We start from the raw sequence: 15,219 nt of genomic DNA, 5'->3' as shown, positions 1-15,219 counted from the left end.
GTGGGCACGACTCCTTTCAGATTACAAAAGTTTAATAAAATGCAGAAGCATCAGACACTCTTAGAAGCCTCAATTAGCAGCTAGCGGCGGCATTTACTCCAAAACTTTTGTAGTCTTCATTTCAAATCAACCTCGTCTAACTGTCAGATTTTTTGAATATTCATTTGTCTAATTCAAGCAGAAACGGAGAAGCAGGAAGTCCGGCTTTATTAATGATATAGTATTCAGGGTTGTTGCTCCAGCCAAACCTAATTGCTTTCGGCAGGCTGACCTCAGTTGATGAAATGTGCAGACTGCTTCCCTTCACCTTACCTGTCGCTTTCACAAACTTTCCGTCCTCACCCGCTACTTCAAAGCTCGCCCCAAAGCCAACTTTGTTTTTCTTCAGTTCAACAGCTTCACTAAAATGGACCACAACGGTGTTTCCGTTTACCGAGAATGATTCGTACGACGGGCCATCGGCCACCACAGGCTTGTCATAAGCTATATCCAGGGCTTGTAGAGCAAGTCTGTAGCCAAAATCCTGTTTGTTGGCAGGATGGATATTGTATGGATTTCCTATATCGAGCGAAACAGCCATCCCTGTGTTAGGCAGTGCAAGCGTGTTTTGCTGTTCGGCCCTAAGGTTCGACCAGGAGCTATTCATTTTGTGAAACTCATGGGTCAACTCGAGGTTACTTAGCTGAACAAACAAGAATGGGAGGTCACCAAGGCCCCAATGTGTTCTCCAATTGCGAATCAGTTCGGGGAACATCTGGGCATACAATTCTGGCCGACTGGCATTTGATTCGCCCTGATACCAAATGAATCCCTTTATCGCATACGGCGTAGCTGGCGCCACCATGCCGTTGAACAGGCTTGAGGGAGAGTTGTGAAAGTTTTTAGCTGGTCCAAAGTCATCATCAAAATCATTCTTCAAAAGCCATTCCCTGGCAAGATTGATGGAAAACGAGCAATTGCTATTCTCAATAAAGAAGCTCCTTTCCTCACCAAAAAACTTCGGCGCACCGAAAGGTTGGGCAAGACGAACCGTCAACACATTTTCGCCAGCTTTGACCAAATCCGCTGGTATATCGACCAAAACTGGTTGAGGGTACGAAAAAAGGTCAAGTTCCACTCCATTGAGAAAAATACGGCTTTCCCTGCCTAAAAACCCCAAAGAGAGTCTCAATGGATGTCCAACCAACTTTTCAGGAACCTGAAACCCTTTCCTCAACCAAACTACATTTCCGAATACAATGTCAGTGTCCAACGGGTTGATGGAGCTCCAGGAGCTTGCATCGTAACCCACGCTGGCATACGCTTCGACTTCACCGGCCCTGGGAAAGCTAATCGCCATCCTTCTGGCCAGATTGTTCGTCATAGACTCCGTCACTTTTCCCATCCACTCGTCTTTATCAAAAGCGGTCGCCGCCGGAGGTATGTCAATGGAGTCCTTAAATATTACCATTGACTCCGGGCTCATCCACGACCTGATAGGCGTCCCGCCCCAAGAACTATGGATGATACCTATCGGAACATCCAACTCCCGATTCAGCTCTTTAGCAAAAAACCATGCAGTGGAAGAAAAGCGGGCAACTGATTCGACCGAAGGCATCTCCCATGCAGACGCCTCAAAGTCGGCTGCCGCTACGGGCATTGGCATTTTTGGCACATTAAAAAGGCGGATATTCGAGTAGTCAATATCTGCTATCTCTTTCTCGTAATCTTTTACTTCCGAACGTGGAATCCACGACCAGCCAGCCATAGGATGCTCCATGTTCGACTGACCTGAAGCAAACCAAACATCGCCCATGAGGACATTACTAAACGTAAGCTTTTCGCTTGCTCCTTCCACTTCCAGTTGATAGGGCCCGCCAGCCTCATGAGCAGGTAGTTTTACCTTCCATTTCCCATTTTCGTCGGCGAATGCAGACGATACAGAGCCATCCAGCTTCACAATGACCTTCTCGCCATTGGCGGAAGTGCCCCAAACGTTCATTTCAATTCCTCTTTGCAACACCATGTTGTCAGAGAACAGCTGAGCACAACTCAGCTGAGCCATTGCCTGGCCTGCTATAACCATGCAAGCAGCAAGACAAACCGCTACTATGATCCTATGGCGATGGCGTTCAGTCATACCTTCATTTTGAAAGGCCAATGGTAACTACCTGAACAGGGCCGAGTAAACCAGACTTTTTCAGCGGCACATCCTTCCACGGCGTCAGGTTTTTGTTGGCGTTTGTGATATTTGTATTCGTAAACTGTTCCCCAGTGACGGCATCACCTGTTAATCTGTTGGACCAGGTATTTGCCACCCGTACACTTAGCGTATTCGCCCCCTCTTTGATCATGTCAGTGACATCAAGCCGATAAGGCTTCGTCCACACAATTCCTACAGGCTGATCATTCAGTGTTACCTCCGCCATTTCAGCAAGGTCACCCAGGTCAAGGTACACTCGGTTCGCCTCACCACCTGAGCCTGCAAACTCAAACGTCTTATCATACGTGCCGATTCCGGAGTAGTACCTAATGCCATCGACCTCTGATTGCCCCCAAGAAGTAAGATCGGGGAAAACAGCCGTAGCGGGTGCTCCCCACTCCTCGCTGAAGGAAACGTTCCATTCTCCTTCGATGGTTGTCGCCTTTGCCTGCCCACCTGCCGACCTTGAGTAGAAACCATGCGGCGTATACATAATGTCGGTATTTTCGATGCTTCCTTTAGGTTTCGCAGGCTGATTAGTGAACACCACGAAGTAGCTCCCATATGGCGCAATCGACAGTGGCAACAGTGTTGTGTTGCCTTTCTCTTCGAAAATCGGAATAGGCATCATTTCTCCTGTTTTAGGATCCCATAACTCAGGCGCCCTGTTCTTCTGGCGAAAAGTCAGGCTTTCCGACACCCAGCTATCTGTCGTATTGCGGATGAGGTAAAAATCTGCATCGCCTTTGGCGTAGTGGATGAAATCCAGCTTTCCACTGGCCTGATCGGGATAGCTGAAATCCGGCACTAACCCCAATCCTCTAAGGGCTTCCTCCGGCGATTGACTTGACCTTATCTTGCCACTCTCCGTTCCGCCCGTCCACAAATCGCCTGATCCACTCACAATTTGTTGAGTTGCCTCAGGCTGACGAGCCAATCCGTTTGCCCGGCTGGGCTTTCCTCCCACGATCACCGCCCCTGATGCAGCCAAATGTCTCACTTTGGTCAGCGCAACAGGGCTCATTTCCGTATTATTGCCAAGTGCCAGCACTTTGTATCTGCCAACGCCCGGCAGTACAAATTCACCATTTTCAACAATCAATTCGCTCAGCTTATCGGTATTGATTACTTCGTAGTCGTAACCAGGGCCAGCCGTGAATCTTGTGTTCTTAGGTGGCACCAGGTTGGGCACGTCGTCGCCGTAGTAGTACAAGACATCGGCTACAAATTTGGCTTGCTGAAGTATGTAAGAGTTGCGGGCCAGGTAATCATTAAAAGCTTTGGCCATGGGCCACCAAACCCGTTTATCGTTATAGTGAGTGCCCGCCAGGTAAACAATGCCGGGATGGCCAAACTCAGATGGATTGTGCGTAAACCCATGGATCACCAGTCGGTTCATGCCTTCACAAAACGCCCGATCTGCTATAATTTTCAAGTCTTTCGGACTCTCCTGCCAGTCCCAATAGCTGGTAAAAGCTTCTTCCTCAACGATATTTCGCTGATAGATGTGGGATGCAGCGGCAATTTCTTTGACCAGCCAGATATAATCTACTACGCTGTCTTCTTTGTAATACTCCCGATTGTACCAGAATTCACCCCGGGGAACGTCCAACGCACCCAATGCTTTCAAAGTCTCAACGGGTATGTGGTGCATGTGCCCAGGCCCGCCGGATTCCGATATGATCTCAAGTCCATGGGCGTTACAAACCTCTTTTGATTTGGCGTAATGATTTTGAATCATTAGCTCCGAGAATGTCTTTCTAATGTCGAATTGAAAGTCATCATTTACCTTCTCCTCGTATAGCTGCTCGTCGTAAATAGCAGGAATAAACTTATTGATCTCATACCCGTGCAGTTTCTTGAACATCTGAGGCAAAGTGGGCGTCCAGGCAAACTCCTTCGCTTCGTAGCTGGCCAGGTAGAGGTTTTTGAGCGCACTTTGCTTAAAATCTCCCACGAGAGGCTTCAGTTTGTTGATGAAATACATCATGTGCATGCGGGTAGCGGCTGAGTCGAAATGATCGATAATGGGACCATCAGAATTGGGAGACGGCACAATCAACCGCTCGCCTGAATTGGAACAAATGTATCGGTAAATGTCCCACTCTCCTTCAGGAGCCTGCCAGGTTAGCTCTTCTGCAGCGGCATCAAATTGAGCGGAGAGGTCAAAGATTCGGGAGGTGTCTCCTAAATTTTTGGCGTCTTTTGGAACAGCGACCACTGCGATTTCCTCACTGTACACTGGTCTTCCGCTTGGCAGATAATCAATCTTTCTGGGCTTCCCGTTTCTGTCGGGCGTAATTTCCGGAAAGGAAAGTTTTACTTTCACTTCATTCCCGCCTCTCACCTGCGTTTTGGATGCATAAAGTGTTTTTGAAGCATGTTCTGGTTCTACCCAGGTGCCTCCAGCGTTCCAACTGCTGGCTACACCCAGCCCGACTTCCAGATCAAGCTTCTTCGCTTCATCCAGGGCCATTTTTATCAAATGAAGCGATTCATCGCCCATAAACGGAGGTCCAGCAGGAATGATCCCTTTTTCATCACTTGCTAGTCGCAGCCCAATTTCAAAAATATCTACGCCGCCAAGACCAGCGTCCTTGATGGCTCTCAGTTCGGTTTTAAGCCTTACCGAGTCAACATAGCCATTGAGCCACCACCAGTACACTTTGGCCCTGGCTTTGACTGGCGGGTTCTTAAAACCTTCCCGTAGTTCTGTGAGTCCGTCATCAGTTTTTGGAACCTCACAAGCAGAGAGCAGAAGCACTCCTGCAAACAGCGTCGCAGAGGCAATGTGGAATATATTTTTCATGGTAGTTTACTTTTTAGGCAGGTGGTTACTCTATCGGACTGACAGTGATCAATTGGACAGGGCCCAGCAAGCCCGACTTGATCAGTGGCACATCCACCCATGGAGTCTTGATTTTATTCAACCCGAAGATATCTGTGATCTCAACATTTGTGAAGGTGTAGTCTTTGCCTTCCGTCAGGGCATCGCCGGTGATCCTGTTCGACCATGTGTTGGCAATTTCTATCTCCAACACATTGTCGGCTGGTTTCAAAAGATCAGTCACATCGAACCTGTAAGGCTTTGTCCACGCAATGCCGAGTGATGTGCCGTTCAACCATACCTCCCCTATTTTTGACAGGTCGCCCAGATCAAGCAACACTCGTTGGTTTTTCATAGATGATGCGTTGATATCGTACTGAAAGGTCTTCTTGTATTTTGCATTGCCAGAATAGTATTTGACACCTTCGATGTCGGATTCAGTCCACGAGACTAATTCGGGATATATTATCCGCTCAGGACCTCCCCATTCCTGTGAGAAAAATACCTCCCAGGCCCCGCTGATCGGTTGATGTTTCGTGATATTTGTTACCGGGATAGACTGCCCTGCTTTGGTAGCCTCGAATATGCCATCCTCCATCACCAAAATACCGTTGGCTGTATAATCCAGTAAGGGAGGGAAAAGTCCCCGGCTATTCAACTGCTCAAATTTGGCAGTGCTTTTTCCTTGTTTGAAAGTGATGAACGCTGAACCGTAGGGCGCAAGCGACAATGGCAGCCTGATGTAGCTCCCTTCTTGCTGATAAATAGTAACGGGCAACACCGAGCCAGATACCGGATCCCAAATCTCGGGCGCTTTGCCCTGCTGTCTGAACCCTATCTCTCTCGACACCCATTGATCGGTGGTATTTCTTACAAAGTAGAAATCCAGCCCCGCTTTGTTGTAGTGAATATAGTCGAGCGTATTAGCCATCCTGTCCACATAATCTATGTCCGGCCCCAAACCAAGCGTCTCCAGCACGGTCACTGGCTGCTGGTCGAGCACTTTTTGGCTCCCGGCACCCCACAATTTATTAAGGGTAGCATTCATCGCCTCGGTGCGGCCAGGAATGTCGGATACTTTCTTAGGCTTAGCTCCGGTCACCCTGGCTCCGGCACGAACCAGCTCGTCAATCTTTTGCAGTACCTGGGGATTGATCTCTCCCTCGTCCTCCAGTGCCAACACGCTAAACGCAGCACCGGTTGGCAGCACCACTTTTCCATTTTTGACCGATGCCTGTAGCAGTATCTCGGTATTGGTTATCTCATAGTCATAGCCAGGAGCAACCATGAAACGGCTGTTTTTGTGCCCTGCATAGTTGGGAATGGCGTCGCCATAGTAGTACAGCACGTCTGCAAAGAAGTCGGTCTGCTGCAACACAAATGAAATGCGGCCAAGGTAGTCGTTGAAAGGCCTTACTTTGGAGAACCACACCCTTCTGTCGTTGAAATGAGTGCCGGCATGGTACACAATGCCCGGGTAACCGTAGCCGGCCGGGTTATGACTAAAGCCGTGCACCACAACCCTGTTCATTCCTTCTGCAAAGGCCCTGTCGCCGGAGGGCTTCATGTCTAACGGCCCTTCCTGCCAATGTTTGAAGGAGGTAAAAGCCTCTTCTTCCACAATACCTCGCCCATAAATGTGCGATGCGGCCGAAACTTCTTTCACCATTCTCAAAATATCAATTCCCTGCTCATTGAACCGATCGTGATGGATCCAATACTCCCCTCTCGGCAAGTCCAAAGCTCCCAGCGATTTAAGTGGCTCGACTGGCACGTTGTGCAAAGGCAAGCCTGGGCCGCCTGATTCAGAATTGATTTTCAGTCCGTACTTATTCGATATCTCCTTTGCCTTCTTGTAGAAATTAGTGATCATCAGCTCTGACAAAGTGCGCTGGCGATCCTTTTTGAACTTACTCACCACCTCTTCGCTGAAATTTTCCTCATTGAAAAGTACCGGCAGGTATTTATTGACCTCATATCCATTGAGCTCCTTGAAAACCTGAGGTAGTGTAGTTGTCCAAACAAAGCCTGTGGCCTCGTAGCTCGCCAGGTAAAGGCTTTTCAGGGCTGTCTTGCTGAGGTCATTGCCCATAGCTTGCTGAATACGGCCAATGATGTACATGAAATGGGCTTCGGTGGCCTGTGCATCAAAGTGATCGATGATAGGGCCAACAGAATTCTTGCTGGGCAGCTTCAATTGCTCGCCGGAATTGGAACAGATGTAACGGTGCACCAGCCAGTCACCCGACAAGTCCCAGGTGAGCTTGTCACTTTTGGCATCAAACTTTGACGTTAGATCCACAAACCTCGCCGGATCCCAAACGGGTTGTCCATTTTCCATCGGAATACCCACTACAGCCACCTCGGTATAAAAAACAGGCCTGCCGTTCTTCTGAAATTCAATGGCTTTTGCTCTGCCTCTTGCATCTTTGGCAGGAACTTCCGGGAACGGGACTTTAACTGTTCCACCGGATTTCCCTTTTACATCCAGGCTTGAAAAATATATCGACTTGGCCGAATTCTCCGGCGTCGTCCAGGCACCGCCCGCATTCCAGCTGCTGGCCAAATTCAGGCCAACATCCATGTTGCGTTTTTTGGCTTCCAGCAAGGCCACCCGTATTGACTTCAGCGATTCATCACTCAGGAAAGCTGGCCCGGGAGCCACCATGTCGTCAGTTTGACGAACACCAATCTCAAAAATATCGAAGCCAGAAATACCTCCACGATCCATCGCAGCAATTTCTTCCTTGACCCGAACGGTGTCGACATTGCCATTTAGCCACCAGAAATACACTTTTGGCCTGGCCCCCGGAGGAGGCGACTTGAACCCTTCCTTTAGTTGGTCGTAAGAGGGTGCATTTTGGGCAATGGCCTGATCAAAAGAAAGGCAAATCAAAGCACCAAAAGCAATAAGTAGAGAAAAGAGTGTCTTCATGATATAGCGTATGTTAGATTCCTGAATCGGGTTAATATTTCAATCAATTGCTTCAATTTTCACCACTTGTTACAGCGGACTCACAGTAATCAATCGCACCGGCCCCAGCAAGCCTGATTCTACCAACGGGGTTTCTTCCCAGGAAAATCGCTGCCTGCCAAACCCTACTACTGTTGTTGTTAGCACGTTGGAATAAGTATAGTCTTTTCCTTCTGTCCTGGCGTCGCCTATGATGCGATTGGCCCAAACGTTGGCAATTTCTACTTCCACCAGGTTGTTGCCTGCTTTAAGTTTGTCGGTAATATCGAACCGGTAGGGCTTTGCCCAGGTGATTCCCAGCGGTTCTCCGTTGAGCCACACTTCACCTACTTTTGAAAGGTCTCCAAGATCGAGAAACACCCGTTGGTCTTTCATGAGTGTTGCATTGACATCGTGATAGAATGGTTTTTTATACCTGGCCATCCCCGAATAATACTTGATATTCTCCTCGTCAGAGTCTGTCCAGGAGCTCAACTCCGGGAACAGCCTCCTTTCAGGCCCACCCCATTCCGGAGAAAAGAATACTTCCCAGGCTCCGGTTAAGGTTTTAACATGTACATTATTAACAAGGGATGAAGATTGGTCTTGCTTTTTTACTTCAAAGGCACCTGCTTCCATCACAAACACTCCTTCGGGCGTGTAGTTGAGCATAGGTGGATACTGTTGAGTTCCCGTAATTTTTGAGAACTTCACCTCTTGCTTTCCTGGCTTGAAAACAACAAAAGTCGAGCCCATTGGTGGTAATGAAACTGGCAGTTGAATGTATTTGCCGTTCTGATAATAGATGGTGGCCGGCGAAATTGACCCATTTATTGGATCCCATATCTCGGGCACCCTGGCCTGCTGCCTGAAGCTGATCTCCCTCGACACCCATTCATCAGTGGTGTTTCTCACGAAGTAAAAATCCAGGCCATTCCTGTTGTAGTGAATGTAGTCGAGTGTGTTGAGCGCTATGTCCGAATAGTTGATATCGGGGCCAATATTGTTGGCCTGCAACACTTCGGAAGGCTGCTTTCCGGCCACTACTTTCGCATTTGAATTTTGATTCCAAACCTTATCAATCAAAGCAGCCATGGCCGACGTTCCGCCTGGCCTGTCCGATACTTTTTTCGGCTTGGCTCCGGTGATAGTAGCTCCTGCACTCACCAGCTCGTCTATTTTCAGCAACACTGCCGGGTTAATGTCTCCCTCATCCTCCAGCGCCAATAGGTTATACTGACCTCCCGTAGGTAATACAAGCTTTCCGTCCTTCACTTTCAGCTGCAAAAGAATCTCAGTATTGATGACATCATAGTCGTAGCCCAGGCCAGCCATGAAACGACCATTTTTCGGCCCTGCATAGTTCGGCACCGCATCCCCATAGTAGTATAGCACATCGGCGACAAAATCGGTCTGCTGGAACACCGCAGAAACCCTGGCCAGATAATCAGTGAAGGGGCGTATTTTCGGGTGCCATATTCTTTTATCGTTGAAATGTGTGCCTGCATGATAAACGATGCCTGGATAACCGATGCCTGAAGGGTTGTGGCTAAATCCGTGAATCACCACCCGGTTCATGCCCTCGCAAAACGCCCGGTCACCGGTTGGCTTCATATCAAACGGGCCTTCCTGCCAGTTCAAAGATGAGGTGAAGGCTTCCTCCTCCACGATTCCCCTACCGTAGATATGAGACGCAGAGGACACTTCCTTCACGACCCGCAGAAAGTCTACTCCCTGGTCATTGTAAGCATTGTAGTTGATCCAAAATTCACCACGGGGAAGGTCGAGTGCACCGAGCGCCTTGAGAGGCTCAGCGGGAACATTGTGCATTGGCATACCAGGCCCTCCTGCTTCAGAGTTGATTTTCAGACCATGTGCGTTGGCCACCTCCCTCGCTTTTTTATAAAAATTGGTGATCATCAACTCCGACAATGTGCGCTGATAATCTTTCATAAACTTCTCAACGACTCCTTTCTCGAAGGATGACTGATTAAGGAGCACGGGCAGGAATGTATTTATTTCGTAGCCAGTGAGTGCCTTGAACACAGCTGGCAATGTGGTCGTCCATGTAAAGCCGGTGGCCTCATAGCTAGCCAGGTAAAGACTTTTCAACGCAGTGTTCCTCAAGTCGCCCATTTCCCCTGTCAGCACATTGATAATATGAAGAAAATGGGCTTCAGTGGCCTGTGCATCGAAGTGGTCGATGATAGGGCCGGAGGAGTACTTACTTGGTCGCTTCAACTGCTCGCCTGAGTTGGAGCAGATGTAGCGGTGCACCTCCCAGTCGCCTGTTAACGTCCAGTTCAGTTTTTCGCTTTCAGGATCAAATTGACTGGAAACATCAACGATCTTTGCCGGATCCCAGTCAGGTTTTCCATTTTTCAACGGTATAGCTACAACGGCTACTTCCTGATAGAACACCGGCTTCCCGTTGCGCTGGTACTGAATTACTCTCGTTTTACCAGCTGCATCTATTTTTGAAATCTCAGGGAATGGGAGCTTTATATTGCCTCCTGACTTGCCCTTTACCTCTATTCTCGAATCATAAATCGACTTAGCGGAATTTTCGGGAGTTACCCAGGTTCCGCCAGCGTTCCAGCTGCTGGCCATATTGAAGCCCACCTCCATATTCCTTTTCTTAGCTTCATCCAAAGCCGCCTTGATAACCTTCAGAGATTCTTTGCTCAGAAATGCCGGGCCTGCTTCAACCATAGTATCTACCGGAGGTACACCCGTTTCAAAGAGATCGAAGCCCGAAAGCCCCGCCCTGTCCATGGCGGCAATTTCTTCTTTCACCCTAACACTGTCCACGTTTCCGTTGAGCCACCACCAGTAAACCTTGGGTCGGGCACCTTGTGGCGGCGTTTGAAACGCTGACTTGACCTGCTCATAAGCAGATGCACTTTGCCCAACGGCAAAATTGCATTGCAGGCAAACGAATAGTCCAAGGGCAATAAATGTCAAAAAGCGTGTTTTCATAGTAGTGTATGTGTATAATTCAAACCGAATCTGTTTAGGAAGCCGTAATTATTTCTTAAGACAAATTGTATCTATATATCCGCTCAACCGCCACTGACACACCTTTGGTCTCACTTCCGCCGGCGGTTGAATTAGTACTGGCTGCCCACGAAAGGCTCACGATGAGGAGCTAATAGTTTACTCTTTAAAAGCCGCCATTATCCATGGCTACCGGATCATAGCTGAAAGGGATCTTTTGTCTCCGCTAGTCTCTTCTTTAACTGTCCTTTCAATTCTGTCTTCACTGCCAAATACTCCTCATCCCCTGACAGATTATTCATTTCCAGCGGATCGTTTACCATGTCAAACAGTTCCTCATTTCGCTCTCCCTTCGAATAATAATTGTATTTGTAGCGGTTGTTGCGAATCATCCGGCCGGTGAGTGATTTATCAAATGGATCGACGGCCAGCTCGGTCACTACAAAGTCTGCAGAGTCATATTTATTAGAGTCTATATAGGGTCTGCGGCTGACTCCATCGAATGCTATGTTGCTGGTTACACCAATGTAATCGAGAATGGTTGGCACCACGTCTGCACCCGACACTACCAACTGATTGTCAACACCAGTCGCCTTTACCTTGTCTTTGTAGTACACCACAAACGGCACTTTGGCAGGCCCGTCGTACAACGACAACTTAGCTGCCCATTTCTTCTCCGTCATGCCATCTCCATGATCGGCGCTGACAACAATGATAGTGTTCTCATCCATTCCCTTGGCTCTAAGGGCATCAAGCACCTTTCCTATTTCAGCATCCACCATTTCGGTGTTGCGATAGTAGTACCACAGGTAGTTCCTCCAACGGGTTTCGTCATTGTCTTGCGAAAGCAAGAGTTCGTCTCCGTAATGGTCACGGAACCTGCTGTTCGCTATCATTTCAGGCTCATTCGGATCGATCTCATGATTAGCAGGCAGAGGTGGGAGTTCTACATCCGGCCCAACATTGGGGTAGTTCTCCGGCTTCCTTGGAAAATGACAGATGTCGTGAGGGTTGTGAAACTGTACGTACATCAGCAATGGTTTCTCTCCGTTAAATTGCTGGATGTATTCCACCGTAGCATCTGCCAAAGGGCCGTCAGTATCGGCACCCAAATCCCAGGGCTTATCATTTTCATAAAAGTCGATAACCTTGAACCCAGTGAGCGTATCAATATCTTTCCGTTGAGGATAAGAACCCGGGATATGCCATTTCCCGGCCCATACTGTTTCATACCCTTCGGCGCTAAGGATTTCACCCAGGTTTTTGACTCCGTCCTTCATTGAATCACCGTTGTAATCGACGCCTGTGTTATGAGGCATCAAACCGGTGATAAGACTGCTGCGAGATGGGCCACAAACAGGCGTTGTGCAATAGGAGTTCGCAAAGCTGATCCCATTGTTGACCAGGTAGTCGAGATTTGGTGTGCTCAAGTACTTATTGCCATGGGCACTTGTCGCATTCGGGTTGTGCTGATCGGTGAGAATAACAATAACGTTCGGGCGCTTCGTAGTTTCATCCCTTTTTTCCGGTTGAGTACAACCACTCACTGCGAAAGTGAAAAGCAGTAACAGCGCAAAGGATACAAGCAGGCCAGCTATTGTTTCCAGTAGCGCTAAGTAATATTTGTATAAATTGTTTTCTACCATGACACAACCAGTTGACCAGTTACATTTTCATACAGATAGTAATCTCCACCAAACTTTCCTTCACTCTGTCCCGCCAGCTGTCCTTTACCAAATGGGTAACTGGAGTTCAAAACCACTTTCACCGATTCGCCTTCAACTCCTGTGGGTGGATAAAACCGAACCTTCGCATTTTTCAACCCAGTCAATTGAATCCGACGCTTAGTGCCTTTCGTCGCCAGCGGAATATCAAAGCACGAAATCACGCCATCTTCCTGCTCCACAAAGAATCTGCTCTCTTCGAAAAATGACTTTGGAAACCTGTAGGTAGATGCTCCATTTTTCAGTTCTGTTTCCCAACCGATGATGATGGGAGCACCTTGAGGAAACTTGAATGCCTGTTCCACAGTCAGATTAGGAAGGAAGCCAGAGAAGAAGAAGGAATTGTTGTGCCTTGAAATGCAGTTGATAGGGTCCTTTATGCCTCCGCTACTTTTGTCGTAGGTGATTGAGTAACCCAATTTACCCAGACCAAATCGCATCAAAGAGGGCCCTGAAAACCATTTCTCGGAATCATCCGGAGTCAACAAGTGACCTCCTTTGTATGACACTGAATTGGTTCCACGGACATAGCACACGGCTCCGCCCTTCCAGTCCGGGTTTTGCCGGTATACTACAGCATCCCGCTTCTGTCCGTTCTGAACCACCTGTGCCAGTACCTTTGTAGAATTATCCCTGGCAGCGACCATCGTTTCTATCCCTCCGCCAGACAGGTCAGCCGGATGTTGCATCACCATAGGTGATTTAGCTTGTATGTTATCCCCGTTCATGGCCATTTGCACCGCAAATTGACCGGCCAGCGGCTCTTCAGCCTTTATATTCATAAAGTCGAGGAATTCCTTACTGCCATTTCCCACTGGCCCGTAGATCATCAGCTGTCCTCCTGCTTTCACAAAGGCCATCAATTGCTGCTCCAATTCACTTCCTGCATCGGGGACAATTGTCACCAGCACGGATTCATCAAAAGTTGGTTTTCCATCTTTTCTGATCTGGCTGAAGTTTCGGGTAGACACAACCGTGTTCATAGGAAAGCCTTCATTGATAGCCTGGCGAATAAACCAATCACCATAGTAGATCTCTGGCAACCTTTCGGGCTGCACAGAGGCCCATTCATGGTATTCGTCAAAAGGATATACCCAAACAACAGGCCCCGCCTGATCGGGAGCGTTTCTTCTGGCCTGTAAAATGTGCGGGGTCACCTCATCCGGTACCTGCACAGGCATATTGCCATACGAGTCGTCAATGGTCAGGAAATTAAGATGGGTTGGCAGCATGGCCTCACCCTTGCCGTTGATGGTGGAAACCGACATCGGCAGGTAAATATCGTGTGCCTCTCTGCCATAACGATCCAGCCAGGGGCTGTTCACCCACCATGGGTCGTGAGTGTAGTACCTGAACAGGTAGCGGTCGTCGGGAAGCTCAGCTATTCTTGACATGTAGCCGGCGAGCTCCAATCCAAAGTCGCCGTTTAAAGCAGCCCAGGGTGAATTTGGTGGAGGCAGCAGGTTAAAGCCGCCGTTGTAAATACTTTTGAGGTCGACACCATCGGCTGCCAGGTCAATGCCTGTGGACAGGTTGGTGCCCCTTGTTTCAATGCGGAAATCCGGGCATTGCTCTCTGAATAGTGTCCAGAAATTGACTATCTTTTCCTGTACATCGCTGAATTTTTCAGGATAGAATTTCTCTCCATCAAATAAGGCTCCCGTGGCGCTCCAGGTTTCCATACCAAAGCCGAAGCCGTTTGAAAGCCACAGGTAGTCGAAGCCCAGATCGGTTAAAAAGTGTTGCGATTGGCTGCCGAAGAAGGTGCCAAAAGGTGTGTCCTGCTTGATGCCATTGGGGAATCCGGCATAACTATCGCTGTCTTCATTTAGCGTGGAATAGCAGACCACAAATGTCTTTGAGCCCATGGTAGAGCCCATGCATATCTCAGGGTGCTTCTCATATTTGAAGGGTGACTTGGCAAATTCAGGCCCGGGATCAAAAGTGGCCCCTACACGAACCGGTTTACCGGTCATTGTTTCACCCACACGCTTCAGCGTACTTACTATGTATTTCAGGTCACCATAGTTAAAGTCAGGTGTGTCATCCAAATAGGTGAAAGCCCGCTGGTGAACTGAAAGATTCTCATTTTCGGGCTCAGAGTTGACTTCGTGCTCAGCGTTTGGGTTGCCGATGTATCTTGCCCATTCTAGCCGCTGATCCAGGCTTCCGCTATAGTCAAGGATCTCCGAACCGTCGGCGGTCCAAAGCATGAGCGACACTGTGTCGGCATGCCTTACCAATGAGCCCCAGCCAGCAAATATTTCTTTACACGCCTCTTCAATATATTGCTTGTCATTCTTTTTGAAGGGTTTAAGGGATAGCTCCAGGGTAATATTATTGAAACTCTTTACTCCAAGGTTTTTGCTATCCGCCAGCATTTGAGATTGCTCGTGACTTCCGCCACAAGAAACCATTATATAACCCACCAGGGCCAACACAACTAAACGACTCATCTTCTGAAATTTATTTTACGATTGCTTGACTGAAGCTAGCTCTCTTGAATTGCTTATCAGGGCTTGTAGGGTCGGACCAA

The 15,219-nt window shown here is 48.4% G+C and carries 6 protein-coding genes; all 6 read right to left on the bottom strand.

All coding sequences use genetic code 11. The annotated features are described in order from the left end of the window. Positions 1-160: 160 nt before the first annotated feature. The 6 genes from RIF36_RS11835 to RIF36_RS11810 all read right to left on the bottom strand — a co-directional run bounded on the left by RIF36_RS11835 (position 161) and on the right by RIF36_RS11810 (position 15,139). On the bottom strand, positions 161-2,119 hold the full coding sequence (locus tag RIF36_RS11835; RefSeq protein WP_350127498.1) for a sialate O-acetylesterase: 1,959 nt from the start codon (positions 2,117-2,119) through the stop codon (positions 161-163). A 4-nt stretch (positions 2,120-2,123) separates the two neighbouring features. Continuing rightward, complete coding sequence (locus tag RIF36_RS11830; RefSeq protein ID WP_350127501.1) at positions 2,124-4,991, bottom strand: glycosyl hydrolase; 2,868 nt, start codon at positions 4,989-4,991, stop codon at positions 2,124-2,126. A 25-nt stretch (positions 4,992-5,016) separates the two neighbouring features. Beyond that, positions 5,017-7,944 (bottom strand): glycosyl hydrolase, encoded by a 2,928-nt coding sequence (locus RIF36_RS11825; protein WP_350127504.1) that lies wholly within the window; start codon positions 7,942-7,944, stop codon positions 5,017-5,019. Positions 7,945-8,013: 69 nt separating this feature from the next. Further along, positions 8,014-10,941: a glycosyl hydrolase gene (locus RIF36_RS11820; RefSeq protein ID WP_350127507.1), complete on the bottom strand. Its 2,928-nt coding sequence runs from the start codon at positions 10,939-10,941 to the stop codon at positions 8,014-8,016. A gap of 215 nt (positions 10,942-11,156) precedes the next feature. Then, positions 11,157-12,605: a sulfatase family protein gene (locus RIF36_RS11815; RefSeq protein ID WP_350074837.1), complete on the bottom strand. Its 1,449-nt coding sequence runs from the start codon at positions 12,603-12,605 to the stop codon at positions 11,157-11,159. After that, on the bottom strand, positions 12,599-15,139 hold the full coding sequence (locus tag RIF36_RS11810; RefSeq protein ID WP_350074839.1) for a hypothetical protein: 2,541 nt from the start codon (positions 15,137-15,139) through the stop codon (positions 12,599-12,601). Before RIF36_RS11810 ends, RIF36_RS11815 begins: the two co-directional genes overlap by 7 nt. Positions 15,140-15,219: the final 80 nt, after the last annotated feature.

The sequence above is a fragment of the Imperialibacter sp. genome, assembly GCF_040222815.1.
Lineage (GTDB): Bacteria > Bacteroidota > Bacteroidia > Cytophagales > Cyclobacteriaceae > Imperialibacter.
The sequence above is the reverse complement of the archived record's forward strand: the minus strand, read 5'-3'. Positions and strand labels throughout refer to the sequence as shown.

What these genes read in the sequence shown, in the direction of transcription:
- RIF36_RS11835 (WP_350127498.1), bottom strand. Translation starts at nt 2,119, where the DNA reads ATGACTGAACGCCATCGCCATAGGATCATAGTAGCGGTTTGTCTTGCT.
- RIF36_RS11830 (WP_350127501.1), bottom strand. Translation starts at nt 4,991, where the DNA reads ATGAAAAATATATTCCACATTGCCTCTGCGACGCTGTTTGCAGGAGTG.
- RIF36_RS11825 (WP_350127504.1), bottom strand. Translation starts at nt 7,944, where the DNA reads ATGAAGACACTCTTTTCTCTACTTATTGCTTTTGGTGCTTTGATTTGC.
- RIF36_RS11820 (WP_350127507.1), bottom strand. Translation starts at nt 10,941, where the DNA reads ATGAAAACACGCTTTTTGACATTTATTGCCCTTGGACTATTCGTTTGC.
- RIF36_RS11815 (WP_350074837.1), bottom strand. Translation starts at nt 12,605, where the DNA reads ATGGTAGAAAACAATTTATACAAATATTACTTAGCGCTACTGGAAACA.
- RIF36_RS11810 (WP_350074839.1), bottom strand. Translation starts at nt 15,139, where the DNA reads ATGAGTCGTTTAGTTGTGTTGGCCCTGGTGGGTTATATAATGGTTTCT.